This is a genomic window from Streptomyces sp. NPDC014764, from assembly GCF_043082785.1.
Classification (GTDB): Bacteria; Actinomycetota; Actinomycetes; order Streptomycetales; family Streptomycetaceae; genus Streptomyces; species Streptomyces althioticus.
In genome coordinates, this window is sequence record NZ_JBIBXY010000003.1 from 652257 (window position 1) to 667453 (window position 15197).

The 15197-nt window shown below is 73.1% G+C and carries 17 protein-coding genes; 2 read left to right on the plus strand and 15 right to left on the minus strand.

Translation table 11 applies throughout. From position 1 onward, the window contains the following. Positions 1–38 precede the first annotated feature (38 nt). From groL to ACF1AG_RS11705, 4 genes are all read right to left on the minus strand, one after another. Entirely contained in the window at positions 39–1661 is a 1623-nt protein-coding gene (gene groL / locus ACF1AG_RS11690; protein ID WP_359744183.1) for a chaperonin GroEL, read from the minus strand. A 150-nt stretch (positions 1662–1811) separates the two neighbouring features. Beyond that, positions 1812–2120: a co-chaperone GroES gene (gene groES / locus ACF1AG_RS11695; RefSeq protein WP_006130737.1), complete on the minus strand. Its 309-nt coding sequence runs from the start codon at positions 2118–2120 to the stop codon at positions 1812–1814. Positions 2121–2415: 295 nt separating this feature from the next. Continuing rightward, a complete protein-coding gene (locus ACF1AG_RS11700; protein WP_387795026.1) occupies positions 2416–3168 on the minus strand; it encodes a polysaccharide deacetylase family protein in 753 nt (250 codons plus the stop codon). Beyond that, the gene (locus ACF1AG_RS11705; protein WP_359606775.1) at positions 3165–4037 is read right to left on the minus strand and encodes a polysaccharide deacetylase family protein; all 873 of its coding nucleotides are present in this window, start codon (positions 4035–4037) and stop codon (positions 3165–3167) included. Before ACF1AG_RS11705 ends, ACF1AG_RS11700 begins: the two co-directional genes overlap by 4 nt. A 138-nt stretch (positions 4038–4175) precedes the next feature. Here ACF1AG_RS11705 and ACF1AG_RS11710 point away from each other — a divergent pair, with 138 nt between their 5' ends. Further along, positions 4176–5351, plus strand: a complete 1176-nt coding sequence (locus ACF1AG_RS11710; protein WP_391809672.1) for a methyltransferase domain-containing protein — start codon at positions 4176–4178, stop codon at positions 5349–5351. A gap of 504 nt (positions 5352–5855) precedes the next feature. Here ACF1AG_RS11710 and ACF1AG_RS11715 read toward each other — a convergent pair. From ACF1AG_RS11715 to tsaB, 8 genes are all read right to left on the minus strand, one after another. Continuing rightward, entirely contained in the window at positions 5856–7121 is a 1266-nt protein-coding gene (locus ACF1AG_RS11715) for an RNA polymerase sigma factor (protein ID WP_391809673.1), read from the minus strand. Between the two features lie 58 nt (positions 7122–7179). Beyond that, entirely contained in the window at positions 7180–7536 is a 357-nt protein-coding gene (locus ACF1AG_RS11720; RefSeq protein ID WP_359601134.1) for a YciI family protein, read from the minus strand. A gap of 102 nt (positions 7537–7638) precedes the next feature. Then, on the minus strand, positions 7639–8616 hold the full coding sequence (locus ACF1AG_RS11725) for an LCP family protein (RefSeq protein WP_391809674.1): 978 nt from the start codon (positions 8614–8616) through the stop codon (positions 7639–7641). A gap of 203 nt (positions 8617–8819) precedes the next feature. Further along, positions 8820–9872: a LacI family DNA-binding transcriptional regulator gene (locus ACF1AG_RS11730; protein ID WP_359601136.1), complete on the minus strand. Its 1053-nt coding sequence runs from the start codon at positions 9870–9872 to the stop codon at positions 8820–8822. Positions 9873–10002: 130 nt separating this feature from the next. Next, positions 10003–10266, minus strand: coding sequence for a hypothetical protein (locus tag ACF1AG_RS11735; RefSeq protein WP_359601137.1), 264 nt, complete (start codon positions 10264–10266; stop codon positions 10003–10005). Next, the gene (gene tsaD / locus ACF1AG_RS11740) at positions 10263–11360 is read right to left on the minus strand and encodes a tRNA (adenosine(37)-N6)-threonylcarbamoyltransferase complex transferase subunit TsaD (RefSeq protein WP_359601138.1); all 1098 of its coding nucleotides are present in this window, start codon (positions 11358–11360) and stop codon (positions 10263–10265) included. The genes ACF1AG_RS11735 and tsaD overlap by 4 nt, the downstream gene beginning before the upstream one ends. Beyond that, a complete protein-coding gene (gene rimI / locus ACF1AG_RS11745) occupies positions 11353–11910 on the minus strand; it encodes a ribosomal protein S18-alanine N-acetyltransferase (protein WP_359601139.1) in 558 nt (185 codons plus the stop codon). The genes tsaD and rimI overlap by 8 nt, the downstream gene beginning before the upstream one ends. Continuing rightward, positions 11907–12560 carry a tRNA (adenosine(37)-N6)-threonylcarbamoyltransferase complex dimerization subunit type 1 TsaB gene (gene tsaB, locus ACF1AG_RS11750; RefSeq protein WP_359601140.1) on the minus strand — a complete coding sequence of 218 codons (654 nt, stop codon included), beginning with the start codon at positions 12558–12560 and terminating at the stop codon, positions 11907–11909. Before tsaB ends, rimI begins: the two co-directional genes overlap by 4 nt. Before the next feature lie 118 nt (positions 12561–12678). On the opposite strand from tsaB, the gene ACF1AG_RS11755 reads away from it, so the two are divergent. Continuing rightward, the gene (locus ACF1AG_RS11755; protein ID WP_391809675.1) at positions 12679–13224 is read left to right on the plus strand and encodes a hypothetical protein; all 546 of its coding nucleotides are present in this window, start codon (positions 12679–12681) and stop codon (positions 13222–13224) included. Between the two features lie 4 nt (positions 13225–13228). Here ACF1AG_RS11755 and ACF1AG_RS11760 read toward each other — a convergent pair whose 3' ends face one another. The 3 genes from ACF1AG_RS11760 to ACF1AG_RS11770 all read right to left on the minus strand — a co-directional run bounded on the left by ACF1AG_RS11760 (position 13229) and on the right by ACF1AG_RS11770 (position 15191). Continuing rightward, positions 13229–13390, minus strand: coding sequence for a hypothetical protein (locus tag ACF1AG_RS11760; RefSeq protein WP_167338168.1), 162 nt, complete (start codon positions 13388–13390; stop codon positions 13229–13231). A 120-nt stretch (positions 13391–13510) separates the two neighbouring features. Further along, positions 13511–14008: a tRNA (adenosine(37)-N6)-threonylcarbamoyltransferase complex ATPase subunit type 1 TsaE gene (gene tsaE, locus ACF1AG_RS11765; RefSeq protein WP_359601142.1), complete on the minus strand. Its 498-nt coding sequence runs from the start codon at positions 14006–14008 to the stop codon at positions 13511–13513. Continuing rightward, positions 13983–15191, minus strand: coding sequence for an alpha/beta fold hydrolase (locus ACF1AG_RS11770; RefSeq protein WP_387795030.1), 1209 nt, complete (start codon positions 15189–15191; stop codon positions 13983–13985). The genes tsaE and ACF1AG_RS11770 overlap by 26 nt, the downstream gene beginning before the upstream one ends. Positions 15192–15197: the final 6 nt, after the last annotated feature.

Genomic DNA, 15197 nt, shown 5'->3' on the forward strand with positions numbered 1-15197 from the left:
CGGGGGACCGGGCCTTTCCGCTACGAGCGGGGCGTCACTCAGTGGGCGTGGCCGTGGCCACCGGCGGCGGCCGGCTCTTCCTCTTCCTTCTTCTCGACGACCAGGGTCTCGGTCGTCAGGAGGAGGGAGGCGATGGAGGCGGCGTTCTCCAGGGCGGAGCGGGTCACCTTGACCGGGTCGATGACGCCGGCCTTTACCAGGTCGCCGTACTCGCCGGTGGCGGCGTTGTAACCGCTGCCCTTCTCCAGCTCGGCGACCTTGGAGACGATGACGTAGCCCTCGAGGCCGGCGTTCTCGGCGATCCAGCGCAGCGGCTCGACGGCGGCCTTGCGGACCACGGAGACACCGGTGGCCTCGTCGCCGGTCTTGCCGAGGTTGCCCTCGAGGACCTTGACGGCGTGGACCAGCGCGGAGCCACCACCTGAGACGATGCCCTCCTCGACCGCGGCGCGGGTCGCGGAGATGGCGTCCTCCAGACGGTGCTTCTTCTCCTTCAGCTCCACCTCGGTGGCGGCGCCGACCTTGATCACGCACACGCCGCCGGCCAGCTTCGCGAGGCGCTCCTGGAGCTTCTCGCGGTCCCAGTCGGAGTCCGTGGCCTCGATCTCGGCCTTGATCTGGCCGACGCGGCCGTGCACGTCGTCCTTCTTGCCGGCACCGTCGACGATGGTGGTGTCGTCCTTGGTGACGGTGACGCGGCGGGCGGAGCCAAGCACGTCCAGGCCGACCTGGTCGAGCTTGAGGCCGACCTCCTCGGAGACGACCGTGGCGCCGGTGAGGACGGCCATGTCCTGCAGCATCGCCTTGCGGCGGTCACCGAAGCCGGGCGCCTTGACGGCGACCGCGTTGAAGGTGCCGCGGATCTTGTTGACCACCAGGGTCGACAGGGCCTCGCCCTCGACGTCCTCGGCGATGATCAGCAGCGGCTTGGAGGCGTTGGCCTGGATGATCTTCTCCAGCAGCGGCAGGAGGTCCGCGATGGCGGAGATCTTGCCCTGCGTGATCAGGATCTGCGGCTCGTCGAGGACGGCCTCCATGCGCTCCTGGTCCGTCACGAAGTACGGCGACAGGTAGCCCTTGTCGAAGGCCATGCCCTCGGTGAAGTCCAGCTCCAGACCGAAGGTGTTGGACTCCTCGACGGTGATGACACCGTCCTTGCCGACCTTGTCCATCGCCTCGGCGATGAGCTCGCCGACCTGCTGGTCCTGGGCGGACAGCGCGGCGACCGCGGCGATGTCGGACTTCTCGTCGATCGGGCGCGCGGTCGCGAGGAGGTCCTCGGACACGGCGGCGACGGCGGCGTCGATGCCCTTCTTCAGGGCGGCCGGGGAGGCACCGGCGGCGACGTTCTTCAGGCCCTCGCGGACCAGCGCCTGGGCCAGCACGGTGGCGGTGGTGGTGCCGTCACCCGCGATGTCGTTGGTCTTGGTCGCCACCTCCTTCACCAGCTGCGCGCCGAGGTTCTCGTACGGGTCCTCGATCTCCACCTCGCGGGCGATCGTGACACCGTCGTTGGTGATGGTGGGGGCGCCGAACTTCTTGTCGATGACGACGTTGCGGCCCTTGGGGCCGATCGTCACCTTGACCGTGTCGGCAAGCTTGTTGACGCCGCGCTCGAGGGCGCGACGGGCGTCCTCGTCGAACTTCAGGATCTTCGCCATGGCAGCGGGAGCCCTCTCGGAAATCTAGATGAAATCACTGCGCCCCTGGGCCGCCCGGCTCCTTGTCGGATGCTGGGGCCAGGGGCGCAGTGTTCGAGCAGAAGTACTTGCTACGAGGTCGGGTTCTCCGGGGCAGGCCCCGGGGTCCCCTTACTTCTCGACGATCGCGAGGACGTCGCGGGCCGAGAGGACGAGGTACTCCTCGCCGTTGTACTTGACCTCGGTGCCGCCGTACTTGCTGTACAGAACGACGTCGCCGACCTTCACGTCGAGCTCGACGCGCTTGCCGTCCTCGAAGCGGCCCGGACCGATGGCGAGGACGACGCCCTCCTGGGGCTTCTCCTTCGCGGTGTCCGGAATGACCAGGCCCGAAGCCGTGGTCTGCTCGGCGTCGAGCGGCTGGACCACGATGCGGTCCTCGAGCGGCTTGATGGCAACCTTGGAGCTGGCGGTCGTCACGATCCGACCTCCCCCTTCGGAGATCTCACGGGGTTAACTGTCTGAGGTGGCGACCAGGTCGATCCGTCGTCGCGGGTGCCGGACCTGCCCGTCGCTTTTTGGCACTCTCCAGGGGGGAGTGCCAGACCCGAGACTATGACCGTGATTAGCACTCGGTCAAGCGGAGTGCCAATTGCCGTGCGGCGCGTCGGGCGGCGGGGGTGCTTTCAGGCGCGGGTCGCGTGGTGCCGGTGCAGGTGTGACCGCCCCCAAGGGCTGCGCCCCCGGGCCCCCGTCGGCCCTTCGGGCCTCGCGCTCAAGCGCCGGACGGGCCGGGAAGGCGGTCCTCCAGCCTGCCCACCCTCAGGTCCCGCTCGTCCAGTTCCGCGAGGAGCCTCGTCGTGCGTTCCGCCAGGGTCAGGGGCGGGGCCTCTCCCGACGGTACGGAGATGATGTCGCCGGGACGCAGGTGGCGGGGGCCGTGGGTGTAGGTGAGGTGGCCGTCGGGCTCCAGGGTCACGCGCCACAGGACCACCGCGGCGATGCCGCACTCGGCGGCGGCGCGCAGGGTGGCGGTGTCGTGCCGGCCGTAGGGCGGGCGGAAGAGGCGGGGGCGGATCCCGAAGCGGGCGGCGAGTTTGCGCTGCTGGCCGCAGATCTGGGCGCGCTGGGCGGCGAGTGGCAGGCCGGGCAGGGCCGGGTGGTCGAGGGTGTGGTTCTGGAGGTTCGCGCCGACCGCGCGGAGGCGGGCGAAGTGGCCGTAGCCGGGGCCCATCACGCTGTCGGTGAGGAACATGCTGACCGGAAGCCTGCGCTCCCGTACGAGGTCGATGAAGCGGGGGTCGCGTTCGGCGCCGTCGTCGTAGGTGAGGAAGACGACCGGGTCGTCGGTGGTGACGTGGTCGACGACCGGTGGGAGCGGCGCCGGGGCGACGGCAGTGGCCGGCCCGCCGGCGCGGGAGGAGAGGTGTCCCGCGCCGGTCGGGGCGGCACATCCGGTGGCCGCGGCGAGCAGCAGGGCGAGGGCCGCCGGGAGGGGCCCCGGAATCGCCCCGCGCCGCCGCCTCACAGGTAGTCCTCCAGCCTGGCCACGGCGTATCCCTCGGCCGTGACCTTGTCGAGGAAGCGGCGGATCATGTCCCGCATGGTGCCGTCCCAGTCCTCGCGGCCCCGGAAGTGGGACAGCACGATGTCGCCGGGGTGGATCTTCCGGTCCCACTCGCGGTACTCCCAGTGATCGGCGAAGACCTCCTCGTTCCACAGGGGGACGTGGGTGATGCCGCAGCTCTTCGCGGCGCGCAGGGTCGCCTTGTCGTAGTTCCCGTAGGGCGGGCGGAAGAGGGTCGGGCGGGTGCCGTAGCGCTTCTCGACGACGTCCTGCATGCCGCAGATCTCGCGCTTCTGCCTGGCGTGCGAGAGGGCCGGCAGGTACGGGTGGCGGAGCGTGTGGTTGTGCAGGGCCACGCCCCGTTTTTGCATGTCCTTGAAGTAGCCGTAGTCCTCCTCGACGAGGTAGTCGCTGAGGAAGGCGCTGTACGGCACCTTCAGCTCGGTCATCATCCGCAGGAACTCGGGGTCCTTCTCGGCGCCGTCGTCGATGGTGAGGAAGACGACCTTCTCCTTCACCGGGACGGTGGTGAAGACCGGCGGGAGACCCAGCCGTTCGTGGCCCTCGACCTCGAAGCCGTCGCGGGTGGTGATGCGCGGCTTCTTCGCCGGGGGCGGCGGGGCGGCCAGGGGGACCTTCTTCAGGCCCCAGCGTTTCGCCGCGGCGGCGCGGGCGGCCTGCGCGGCGCGCAGCTTCTCGGCGTAGGAGTCGAGGGCGCGGGCCGGGGGCGCCTGGAGGGGCCGGCCGCCGGCCGGTTCGACCGTGTCGCTGCCCTTGCCGCAGCCCGAGGCGAGAGCGGCGAGCGCGAGGGCGGCGAGACCGGTCCGCATCCCGAGCCGCCGCATCCGCTTCTTATCGTTTTGTCCTACTACTCGCATGGGGTCGGATCCTCGCAGCCGCACGGCCCGCGTCCGGCCCGACACCTCGGCCGGCAGCACACGGTCCACCGACTGGCCCACAATGACCCGGTGAACGACCTCGCCCCGCTCCTCACCCCCGAAGGCCGCGCCCTCCTCGACGAGGTGCGCGACACCGACCCGGCGCACGAACTCGCCGTCGCGACGCGGCTGCGCCGCGACCACCCCGCCGAGTTGGTCTCGGCGGCGCTCGGCCAGGCGCGGCTGCGACAGCGGGCGGTGGCGAAGTTCGGGGCGGAGGACGCGGCGCGGATGTTCTTCACGCCGAACGGGGTGGAGCAGTCGACCCGGCGCAGCGTCGCCGCGTACCGGGCGGAGCGGCTGCGGGCGGCGGGCGTACGGTCGGTCGCCGACCTGTGCTGCGGGATCGGCGGCGACGCGATCGCGCTGGCCCGCGCCGGCATCCGCGTCCTGGCCGTCGACCGGGACCCGCAGACGGCCGCGGCCGCCCGCGCCAACGCGGAGGCGCTCGGTCTCGCCGGCCTGATCGAGGTGCGCGAGGCGGATGTGACGGAGGTCGACCCGGCCGGCTACGACGCGGTGTTCGTGGACCCGGCCCGGCGCTCGTCGAGGCGTGGCCGGATCTTCGACCCGGAGGCGTACTCGCCTCCCCTGTCGTGGGCGGTGCGGGCGGCGCTGCAGGCACCCCTGGCAGCCGCGCTGAAGGTCGCCCCGGGCATCCCGCATGAGGCGGTCCCTGCCGAGGCCGAGGCGGAGTGGATCTCCGACGGCGGGGACGTGAAGGAGGCGGTCCTGTGGTTCGGCACCGCCCCGGGCACGGTCCGCGCGACCCTGCTCCCCGGTTCGCGCACCCTCGTCTCCCGCGGCCTCCCCGACCCCGGGGTCCGCCCCGTCGGCCGCTACCTGTACGAGCCCGACGGCTCCGTCATCCGCTCCCACCTGGTCGCCGAGGTCGCCGAGCCCCTCGACGGCGGCCTGATCGACCCGACCATCGCCTACGTGACGTCCGACGCGCTGCGTGAGACGCCGTTCGCCACGGCCTACGAGATCACCGACGTGCTCCCCTTCAACGTCAAGAAGCTGAAAGCCCTGCTCCGGGAGCGCGAGGTGGGCGTCCTGACGGTCAAGAAGCGAGGGTCGGCGGTCGAACCGGAGGAACTCCGCCGCAAGGCCCTCCCGAAACCGCACGGCACGGCATCGGTCACGGTCTTCCTGACCCGGGTCGCCGGCGCCCCGACGATGCTGCTGGGGCACCCGGTGCGCTGAACGCGCGCGGTGCGCGCGCCCCTGAGACGGGAAGCCCGGGCACTCGGCCGACCCACGTCTCGGGCGACCCGGGACCCCAGCGCACCGGCCGGCGCGCGCCCACACCACGCCGCGAACGCCGGGCACGCCGCCCCGTCACCGTCCGACGGCCGGGCACTCGCTCCGCGTGACGCCGCGAGCGCCGGGCCGCCGCGACAGCGGGGACAGTCGTCCCCGGTGCCTCGCCCGCGGGACGCGGCGCGGCACGGCATCCTTCGGGCGGATGCCGTGCCGCGGGGCCCGGGCGGTGACGGTCCGGTGGCGACGGCCGAAGCGTGGGCCGCGGACAGCGCGAACACCCCCTGCACGCCGACCAGGGCACCACGCCCGCCGTGCGCAGTGCCACCCCCTGCACACCGACCAGGGCACCACGCCCGCCGTGCCCTTCGCGACCCGTCCCCCGGCGGCACCGCACCCACCCGCGGCACGAGCACAGAACCGTCCGCCCCCTCACGGAGCCGGGCGTCAGCCCTGCGCCCCCTCCGCCCGCCTCCGCAGCATCTCCCGTTCCCGGGAGTTGCCCGCCAGGTCCGCCGCCCGGGTGAACTCCTCCCGTGCCTCCTTCGTCCGGCCGAGGCGGAACAGGAGGTCGCCCCGGACGGAGGGGAGCAGGTGGTAGTCGCGGAGGGCCGGTTCCGCGGACAGCGCGTCCACCAGTGGCAGTGCCGCCTCCGGGCCCTCCGCCATGGAGACGGCGACCGCTCGGTTGAGTTCGACCACCGGGGACGGAGTGCGGGCGGCGAGCATGCCGTAGAGGGCGGCGATGCGGTGCCAGTCCGTCTCCTCGTAGCGGTACGCGCGTGCGTGGCAGGCGGCGATGGCCGCCTGGAGGACGTACGGGCCCGGTGGCCCGGAGGCGACCGCGTCGGCGCGGGCGAGGGCGGTGGCGCCGCGGGCGATGAGCATGCGGTTCCAGCGGGCGCGGCTCTGGTCCGCGAGCAGCACCGGCTCGCCGTCGGGGCCGGTGCGGGCGGCGGTCCGGGACGCCTGGAACTCCAGCAGGGCCGTCAGCCCGTGCACCTCGGGCTCCTTCGGCATCAGCCCGGACAGCACCCGGGCCAGCCGCAGCGCGTCCTCGCACAGCGCGGGCCGCAGCCAGTCGTCGCCCGCGGTGGCCGCGTACCCCTCGTTGAAGATCAGGTAGATGACGTCGAGGACCGAGCCGAGGCGGGCCTCGCGGTCGGGTCCGTAGGGCACCTCGAAGGCGACGTTCTTCGTGGCCAGGGTGCGCTTGGCGCGGACGATCCGCTGGGCCACGGTCGTCTCGGGCACGAGGAACGCGCGGGCGATCTCGGCCGTGGTCAGGCCGCCGAGCAGCCGCAGGGTGAGGGCGGTGCGCGCCTCGGCGGACAGCTCCGGGTGGCAGGCGGTGAAGACGAGCCGCAGCAGGTCGTCGTCGATGTCGTCCGGGTCGGACGGCTCCTCGGGCGGGGCCGTCGCCGTCACCCGGTCCCGGCCGATCTCGGCCAGCTTGCGGGCGTAGGTCTCGCGCCGGCGCACCAGGTCGACGGCGCGGTGGCGGGCGGTGGCCGTGAGCCAGGCGCCCGGGTTGTCGGGCACCCCGTCCCGCGGCCACCGCTCCAGGGCCGCGACCAGGGCGTCCTGCGCGAGTTCCTCCGCGATGCCGACGTCCCTGACGATGCGGGCCACCGCGGCGACCACCCGCGGGAACTCCATGCGGAAGACGGCCTCGACGGCCCCGTCCGGTCCGGCGGTGGGCTGTGGTGTCACAGCCCACCATCAGACACCCGTACGGCCGCATGGCCAAGCGGTGGACCGGGCCGCCCCGTCAGCCCTCCTCGATCTCCCGGACCTCGCAGGTCACCGTCCAGTGCGGCTCGTGCACCTTCAGGAACCGCTTGGTCCACTCGATCGCCTCGGCCCTGTCCTTGGCCTGGAGGATGGCGTACCCGCCGATGACCTCCTTGGTCTCGGTGAACGGCCCGTCCGTCACGGACAGCCGGCCGCCCTCGTAGTGGACCCGGGAGCCCTGGGCGGTGGGGGTCAGACCGGCGGTGTCCAGCAGGACGCCGTTCTTGGTCATCTCCTCGATCAGCTCGCCCATGCGCTGCATCAGCTCGGGGCTGGGCCCGCCCTCGGGGGCGTTGTTCTCGTCGATCCGGATGAGGGAGAGATAGCGCGGCATGTCGGCTCCTCGTGGTGTGCGGGCCGGGTCCTTCCCGGCCTCTCACCCCTGCGTCGAACGGCGCGGGCGGAAATCGACACCCGGCGGGGAGAAATTCTCACCTCACTTCAGCGAGGCCCACAGCCGCCCCGCCTCCGGCTCGTCGGGCACCACCCGGTTGGGGTCGGACGGTGCGGGGAGCACCGGCATGGTCACGGTGGTGACCCGGTCGGCGGTCAGTCCTTCCAGACTGCGCGCGAGGGACGCCAGTTCGCCGAGCGAGTCGAGCCCCGTGTCGGTGGTGAGGCCGCCGGTGAGGGCGTCGGCGGCCCGGAACAGCGCGGCCGGGTCCGTCGGCAGGTCCAGCTCGGTGATCTGCCGCACCAATGCTTTCACCAGGTCGTGCTGGAGCGTGATCCGGTTCAGGTCACTGCCGTCACCGACGTCGTAGCGGGTGCGGGCGAGCGCGAGGGCCTGTTCGCCGTCCAGGTGGTGGGTGCCCGCGTCGAGCGTGAGGTGGCTGCGGTCGTCGTCGATGGCCTCGCGGGTGGTGACGGTGACCCCGCCGAGCGCGTCGACCAGCCGGGCGAACCCGGCGAAGTCGATCTCGACGTAGTGGTCCATGCGTACGCCGGTGAGGGCCTCGGCGGTCTTCACCGCGCACACCGGGCCGCCCACCTCGTAGGCCGTGTTGAACATGACCCCGGACGCGGGCCGCGTCGTGTCCCCGTCCTCCGCGGGGCAGGACGACCGGTCGACAAGGGTGTCGCGGGGGATGCTGACGACCGTGGCGGAGGTCCGCCCGGCGTCGAGGTGCACGACCATCGCGGTGTCGGAGCGCGCGCCGCCCTCCGGTCCGCCGCCGAGCTTCTTGTTCTCCGCGCCGCTGCGCGAGTCGGAGCCGAGCACCAGCAGGTTCAGCGGCCCGGCCGGCAGCGGCGACGCGTCCCCGTACGGCGACGGGACGGGTGTGGCCGTGCTCCGGGCGGGGCGGTCGTCGCCCAGGGCCTGGTCGATGTCGACGCCGCGGATGTTCCCGTCCAGCCGCAGATACGTCCAGGCCGCCGCGCCCGCGCCGAGCACCAGCAGCCCCGCCAGCACACCCCCGACGGCCCGCAGTGTCCGTCTTCCGCGCCGGCCGGGTCGTATGTCCGCGACCCCGGCGCCCCCTCCGGCACTGTCCCCGCTTGTCCCCTGATGTCCCGTCACAAGCAGGAACGTACGTCCGAATTATGACGGACGGCGTTCCCCGGACGTTTTTCTCGCGAAATTCTCAGATTCGCAACTACCTGCCGCCGGGCGGCTCAGCGCGCCGTCGGCGCGGCCGTGCTGCTCCGCACCACCAGGCTGGTGGCCAGCTCCACACGGGTCGCCGCGGCGGAGTCGTCACCCTTGCCGAGGTCGAGCACCAGCTTCGCCGCCGCCTCCGCCATCTCCGTCAGCGGCTGCCGTACGGTCGTCAGCGGCGGGCCCACCCAGCGGGCCACCGGCAGGTCGTCGAAGCCGACCACGCTCAGGTCCTCCGGGATCCGCAGGCCCAGTTCGCGTGCGGCCTCGTACAGCCCGAGCGCCTGGAGGTCGTTGCCGGCGAACACGGCGGTGGGCCGGTCCTCGCGGCGCAACAGGGCGAGCCCCTGCTGGTAGCCGGCGTCGTGGTGGAAGTCGCCGGAGACGATCAGCTCGGGGTCGACCGGCAGCCCGGCGGTCTCCAGGGCGGCCCGGTAGCCGTCTACGCGGGCGCGGCTGCACATCATCCGCGAGGGGCCGCTGATCGCGCCGATCCGGGTGTGGCCCAGTTCGATCAGGTGGCGGGTCGCGGCGAGCCCGCCCTGCCAGTTGGTCGCGCCGATGGACGGCACATCGGTGCCCGGGTCGCCGGCCGGGTCCATCACCACGAACGGGATGGACCGGCTGGTCAGCAGCGCGCGCCCGGACTCGTCGAGGCCGGACAGCACGAGGATCACGCCGTGCGGGCGGCGGGCGGCGACCTGGTCGGCCCAGGTCCGGCCGGGCGTGAGCCGCCCCGCGCTCTCGGACAGCACCACGCTCAGCCCCGCGTCCCGGGCGACGTTCTCCACGCCCCGGATGACTTCCATCGCCCAGGCGCTCTCCAGCTCGTGGAAGACCAGGTCGATCAGCGGCGACCGACTGGCCTCGGCGCGGCGGCGCCGGTATCCGTGGGTGCGCAGCAGCTCCTCGACCCGGGACCGGGTGCCGGGGGCAACGTCGGCGCGGCCGTTGAGCACCTTCGAAACAGTCGGCGCGGAGACACCCGCCTCGCGGGCGATCTCGGCGAGCGTCGCGGTCTGCGTGCTGCGCCCGTTGGTCCGGGTGTCAGCGGGCTGCGGGGAAGTCATGGCGGCGATCGTATCTCCGCGAGCCGCGCGGGCGAAGACCTGCGACGGGCCGGAACATTCGAATCGTATGACGAAACATTCGCGTCACAGAGTCATCGTGGCACACCCGACGCAGCGCCCCCTCCTCGGCTCAGACGCTCCCCAGCGACTCGAACCGCCACCGGTGCACCGCCCGTGCGACCAGCGTGTTCTCCGGCTCGGGGAGCTCGGGGAGGTCGGCGTCGAAGGGGGCGTTCCACCAGGTGATGACGAGGACGCGGTCCTGCGGGGCGCGGAAGACCTCGCGGCGCACCGGGCGGCGGGGCAGTTCGCGGGCACGCTCCTCGGCCCAGGCGAGCAGGTCCGGGCCGCGGCCGGGGACGGCGCGGGCCTCCCACATCAGCGCGACGGTCATGTGTAGAGGTTCTCCCGTGCTGTCTCGTGGACGTGGTCGTGGGAGTGGGCGGTGCCCGGCACGTGCGGGTCGGTCACCGGGAGCGAGGAGTCCGCGGAGAGGTCCCAGTCGGACGCCGCGCGGTTGCGGGCGACCATCTCCGCGCCGAGGGCGGCCACCATCGCGCCGTTGTCCGTGCACAGCTTGGGGCGCGGCACCCGCAGCCGGATGCCGGCGGCCTCGCAGCGCTCCTGGGCGAGAGCGCGGAGCCGGGAGTTGGCGGCCACGCCGCCGCCGATCATCAGGTGGTCGACGCCCTCGTCCTTGCAGGCCCGCACGGCCTTGCGGGTGAGCACGTCCACGACGGCCTCCTGGAAGGACGCCGACACGTCCCGCACCGGCACCTCCTCGCCCGCCGCCCGCTTGGCCTCGATCCAGCGCGCCACGGCCGTCTTCAGCCCGGAGAACGAGAAGTCGTACGCCGGGTCGCGGGGGCCGGTCAGGCCGCGCGGGAACGCGATCGCGTCCGGGTCGCCCTCGCGGGCGTACCGGTCGATGACGGGGCCGCCGGGGAAGCCGAGGTTCAGCACCCGGGCGATCTTGTCGAAGGCCTCGCCCGCCGCGTCGTCGATGGTCGCGCCGAGCGGGCGCACGTCGGAGGTGATGTCGGCGGACAGCAGCAGCGAGGAGTGGCCGCCGGACACCAGCAGCGCCATCGTCGGCTCGGGCAGCGGCCCGTGCTCCAGCTGGTCGACGCAGATGTGGGAGGCGAGGTGGTTGACGCCGTACAGCGGCTTGCCGAGGGCGTAGGCGTACGCCTTCGCCGCCGAGACGCCGACCAGCAGCGCGCCGGCGAGGCCCGGGCCGGCGGTGACGGCGATGCCGTCGAGGTCCCGCGCGCTCACCCCGGCCTCCTTCAGCGCCCGCTCGATGGTGGGGACCATCGCCTCGAGGTGGGCGCGGCTCGCCACCTCGGGGACGACGCCGCCGAAGCGGGCGTGCTCGTCGACGCTCGAGGCGACGGCGTCCGCGAGCAGGGTGGTGCCGCGGACGATGCCGACGCCGGTCTCGTCGCAGGAGGTCTCGATCCCCAGTACCAGGGGTTCGTCAGCCATGGATCTCGGTTCCTTGTACGCCGTTCACGGAATGGTCCGGGGTCACGGAGGAGGACGGGTCGGTCAAGCGCATGACCAGCGCGTCCACGTTGCCCGGCTGGTAGTAGCCGCGCCTGACTCCGATGACCTCGAAGCCGAAGCGCTCGTAGAGCTTCTGGGCGCGGACGTTGTCGACGCGGCACTCCAGCATGACCTCGGCGCACTCGAACGCCGTGGCCGCGTGCAGCAGCTCGGTCAGCAGCCGCGAGCCGAGCCCGGTGCCCCAGTGGCCGCGGGTGACCGCGATGGTCTGCACGTCGGCCGCCGGGGCGGCGCCGTCGTCGCCCTCCGCGCCGGAGGTGGTGAGGCCGGCGTAGCCGACGATCCGGCCGCCCTCCTCGGCGACGACGTAGTGCCGGGTCGCGCCCGGCCCGCGGGAGTGGGCCAGCTCGGACCAGAACATGCCGCGCGACCACGCGTCCTCGGGGAAGAGGTCGCGCTCCAGCTCCAGCACGGGGTCGATGTCCCACCAGCGCATCTCACGCAGGACGACCGTCTCGGTTCCCGTCACTTGGGGGTGACCACCTTGTAGTTCTTGGGGACCTGGGCATCGGGCCGCCGCAGGTACAGCGGCCTGGGGGCGGGCAGTTCCTCGCCCGCCTTCAGCCTCTCCACGGCCAGCCGGGCGAGGGCGGCGGCACTCACGTGCTCCGGCTCGTGCGCCTGGGGGAAGGTGTCCGGGTAGAGCAGCGCGCCCGCGCCGACCGCGGGCAGTCCCGCGACCTCGCCGGCGATGTCGGCGGGCCGGTCGACGGCCGGTTCGGTGAGGCGGGTGCGGGAGTCGGCGTACCGCGCCCAGTAGACCTCCTTGCGGCGGGCGTCGGTCGCCACGACGAAGGGGCCGTCCAGGTCGGCCGCGTAGGCCAGGCCGTCGAGCGTGCACACACCGTGCACGGGCACGCCGAGGGCGAGCCCGAAGGTGTCGGCGGTCATCAGGCCGACCCGCAGCCCGGTGTAGGGGCCGGGGCCGGTGCCGGCCACGATCCCGGTGACGGCGTCGAGCCGCAGACCGGCCTCGGCGAGCACCCGGTCGACGGCCGGGAGCAGCAGTTCACCGTGGCGCCGGGCGTCCACCTGGCTCGACGAGGCGATGACGTCGTCGCCGTCGTGCAGCGCGACGGTGACGGCGGGGGTGGCGGTATCCAGAGCGAGCAAGAGCACGCAAACAGCCTACGGCTCCCGCGCCCCGGCCACGGCCGCACGGGCCGGACGGTCACGGACTGCTACGGTCGCGTCACATCCGTACAGCGCGGGGCAAAGCGGGACAGGGGTGACGGCGATGGCGGGGACCAGTTCGATGATCGTGGCGGGGCTGACCGCGGCAGCCCTCGCGACGGTCGGCTACCTGGGCAACCGGGCCGCGGACACGGTCCCGCCCGACCTGCGCCGGCAGGCGTCCGGCAGCCCGGCGCCCGCGCCGAAGGCGCCCCGCAGCGACCACCCGGCCGCCCTGCCGCCGCGCTCGGGTCTGGGACAGCGGGTGGTGTACTCGCTGCGCCGCGACCGGGTGTGGCTGGTGGACAGGGGTGACAAGGTGCGCCGCACGTTCGGCGTCAGCCCCAGCACGGTCGACCCGGCCCCTGGCGCCTACCGGGTGACGTCCCGCTCGGGGAAGGTCACCGGCTCGGACGGCGTCCCGGTCGAGCACGTGGTGCGTTTCGCGAGCGTGGACGGCACGGTGATCGGGTTCAGCGCGGCGGTCGACGGGTCGGCTCCCGTCCTCGACCCGCAGGAACGCACGGGCGGGATCCGGGAGACGCGCGCGGACGGCACGGCCATGTGGAAGTTCGCGACGATCGGCCGCACGGTCGTCGTGGTGCCGTAGACCCTCAAGCGGCCTCGCGCCGCTCGCGTACGGTCTTCTCCTGCCGCGGCGGCTCGGGGGCGGGCGGCGGGGTGGAGACGGCGGCGGCCGCGGCGCAGGCGGCGAGCAGGTCACGCATGGGCACCGGTCGCGGCGTGGACTCACGCCTGCTCGGGACGGCCGGCATGGACGCCTCCTGTACGTCGGGGGCGGGACGCGGTTAGGTATACCTAACCGCGAGCTGGATACCATGTGACCACGCGGGACGCCGCGGACGCAACACCTTGCCGACACCTTGTCGGAACGCTCAGGCGGACAGGGCCTCCAGCTCCGCCCCCGCCCAGCGCGCGCCCAGCCCCAGCACCCTCACGTGCCGCACCTCGTCCGTGGTGTCGCCGACCGCCCGGTGGATGCTGACGTGCAGCCGGTCCTCGGTCAGCTCCTCGACCTTGCCCTCGCCCCACTCGACGACGACCACCGACTCCGGCAGCGAGACGTCGAGGTCCAGGTCCTCCATCTCGTCGAGCCCGCCGGACAGCCGGTAGGCGTCGACGTGCACCAGCGGCGGACCGTCGCCCAACGAGGGGTGCACCCGGGCGATGACGAACGTCGGCGAGGTCACCGCGCCCCGCACGCCGAGCCCTTCGCCGAGCCCGCGCGCCAGGGTCGTCTTGCCGGCCCCCAGCTCACCGGAGAGCAGCACGAGGTCGCCCGCGCGCAGTAGTTCGGCGAGACGCCGGCCGAGGTCGCGCATCTGCTCGGGGGAGGTGACGGTCAGTTCAGCCGGGATGTGCGCTGCTTCCATAGCCACCCACGGTAGCCCCTGCGGGCACCGCGCCCGCGCGGACGAGCAGGTCGGCGAGGCGGTCGGTCACCTGCTCGGGGTGCTCCAGCATCACCAGGTGTCCTGCGTCCGGCACGAGCACCAGCTCGGCCCCGGGCAGCAGGTCGGCGATGGCCTCGCTGTGCTCACTGGGGGTCACGAGATCCCCCACCCCGGCCAGCACCAGAACCGGAAGCCCCGCGAAACGAGCCAGCGCCTCCGCCTTGTCGTGACCGTCGAAGGCCGGGTAGTACTCGGCGACGACATCGATCGGCGTGGACTCGATCATCCGCTCGGCGAACCGCGCGACGGCGGGATCGACATCTCTCGAAGCGAACGAGTACCGCTTGATGACCCCGGCGAACAGGTCCGCCGTGGCCCGCCGCCCCTTCTCCACCAGCTCGGCCCGCTGCCCCAGCGCCTTCAGCACCGCGGGCAGCACCCGCCGCACGGCGTTGACCCCGGCCACCGGCAGCCCGAAGTTGACCTCGCCCAGTCCTCCCGACGACGTCCCCACCAGGGCGACCCCGGCACACCGCTCCCGGATCAGCTCGGGGAACCGGTCGGCGAGCGCCATCACGGTCATCCCGCCCATGGAATGCCCGACGAGCACCAGCGGCCCCTCGGGAGCGGCGGCGTCGATGACGGCCTTCAGGTCCCGTCCGAGCTGCTCGATGCTCACGGGCTCCCCACGCTCCACCTGGGCGGCGCCCCGCGCCGAACGCCCGTGACTGCGCTGGTCCCAGTGCACGGTCCGCACGACACCACGCAGGGCGGCCCGCTGGAAATGCCAGGAGTCCTGGTTGAGGCAGTACCCGTGGCTGAACACCACCGTCACGGGCGCGGGCGCCCGCCGCCCGAACAACCGCCGCTTGCGCCCGTCCTGCCCCTCGGACTCGACCTCGTCGACCTCGTAGTACAACTCGGTCCCGTCGTCGGCGTACGCCCTGCCGGGCGTCCCCCGCAGCGACCCGTAGGGCCCCGCCGAATCAAGAACCAGCCGGGCCTTGCGGCGCATGCCCCGGCCGACGGTCATCCGCTCCACGGCCACGCCGGCGGCAGCGCCGGTCGCCAGCACGCCTATCGCGAGGCCCGCGACACCGGTCGCCCGGCGCCACCCCCCGGCGGACGCGGCCGTCACGGCCTGCGCACTGCTCTCGCTCACGTACCG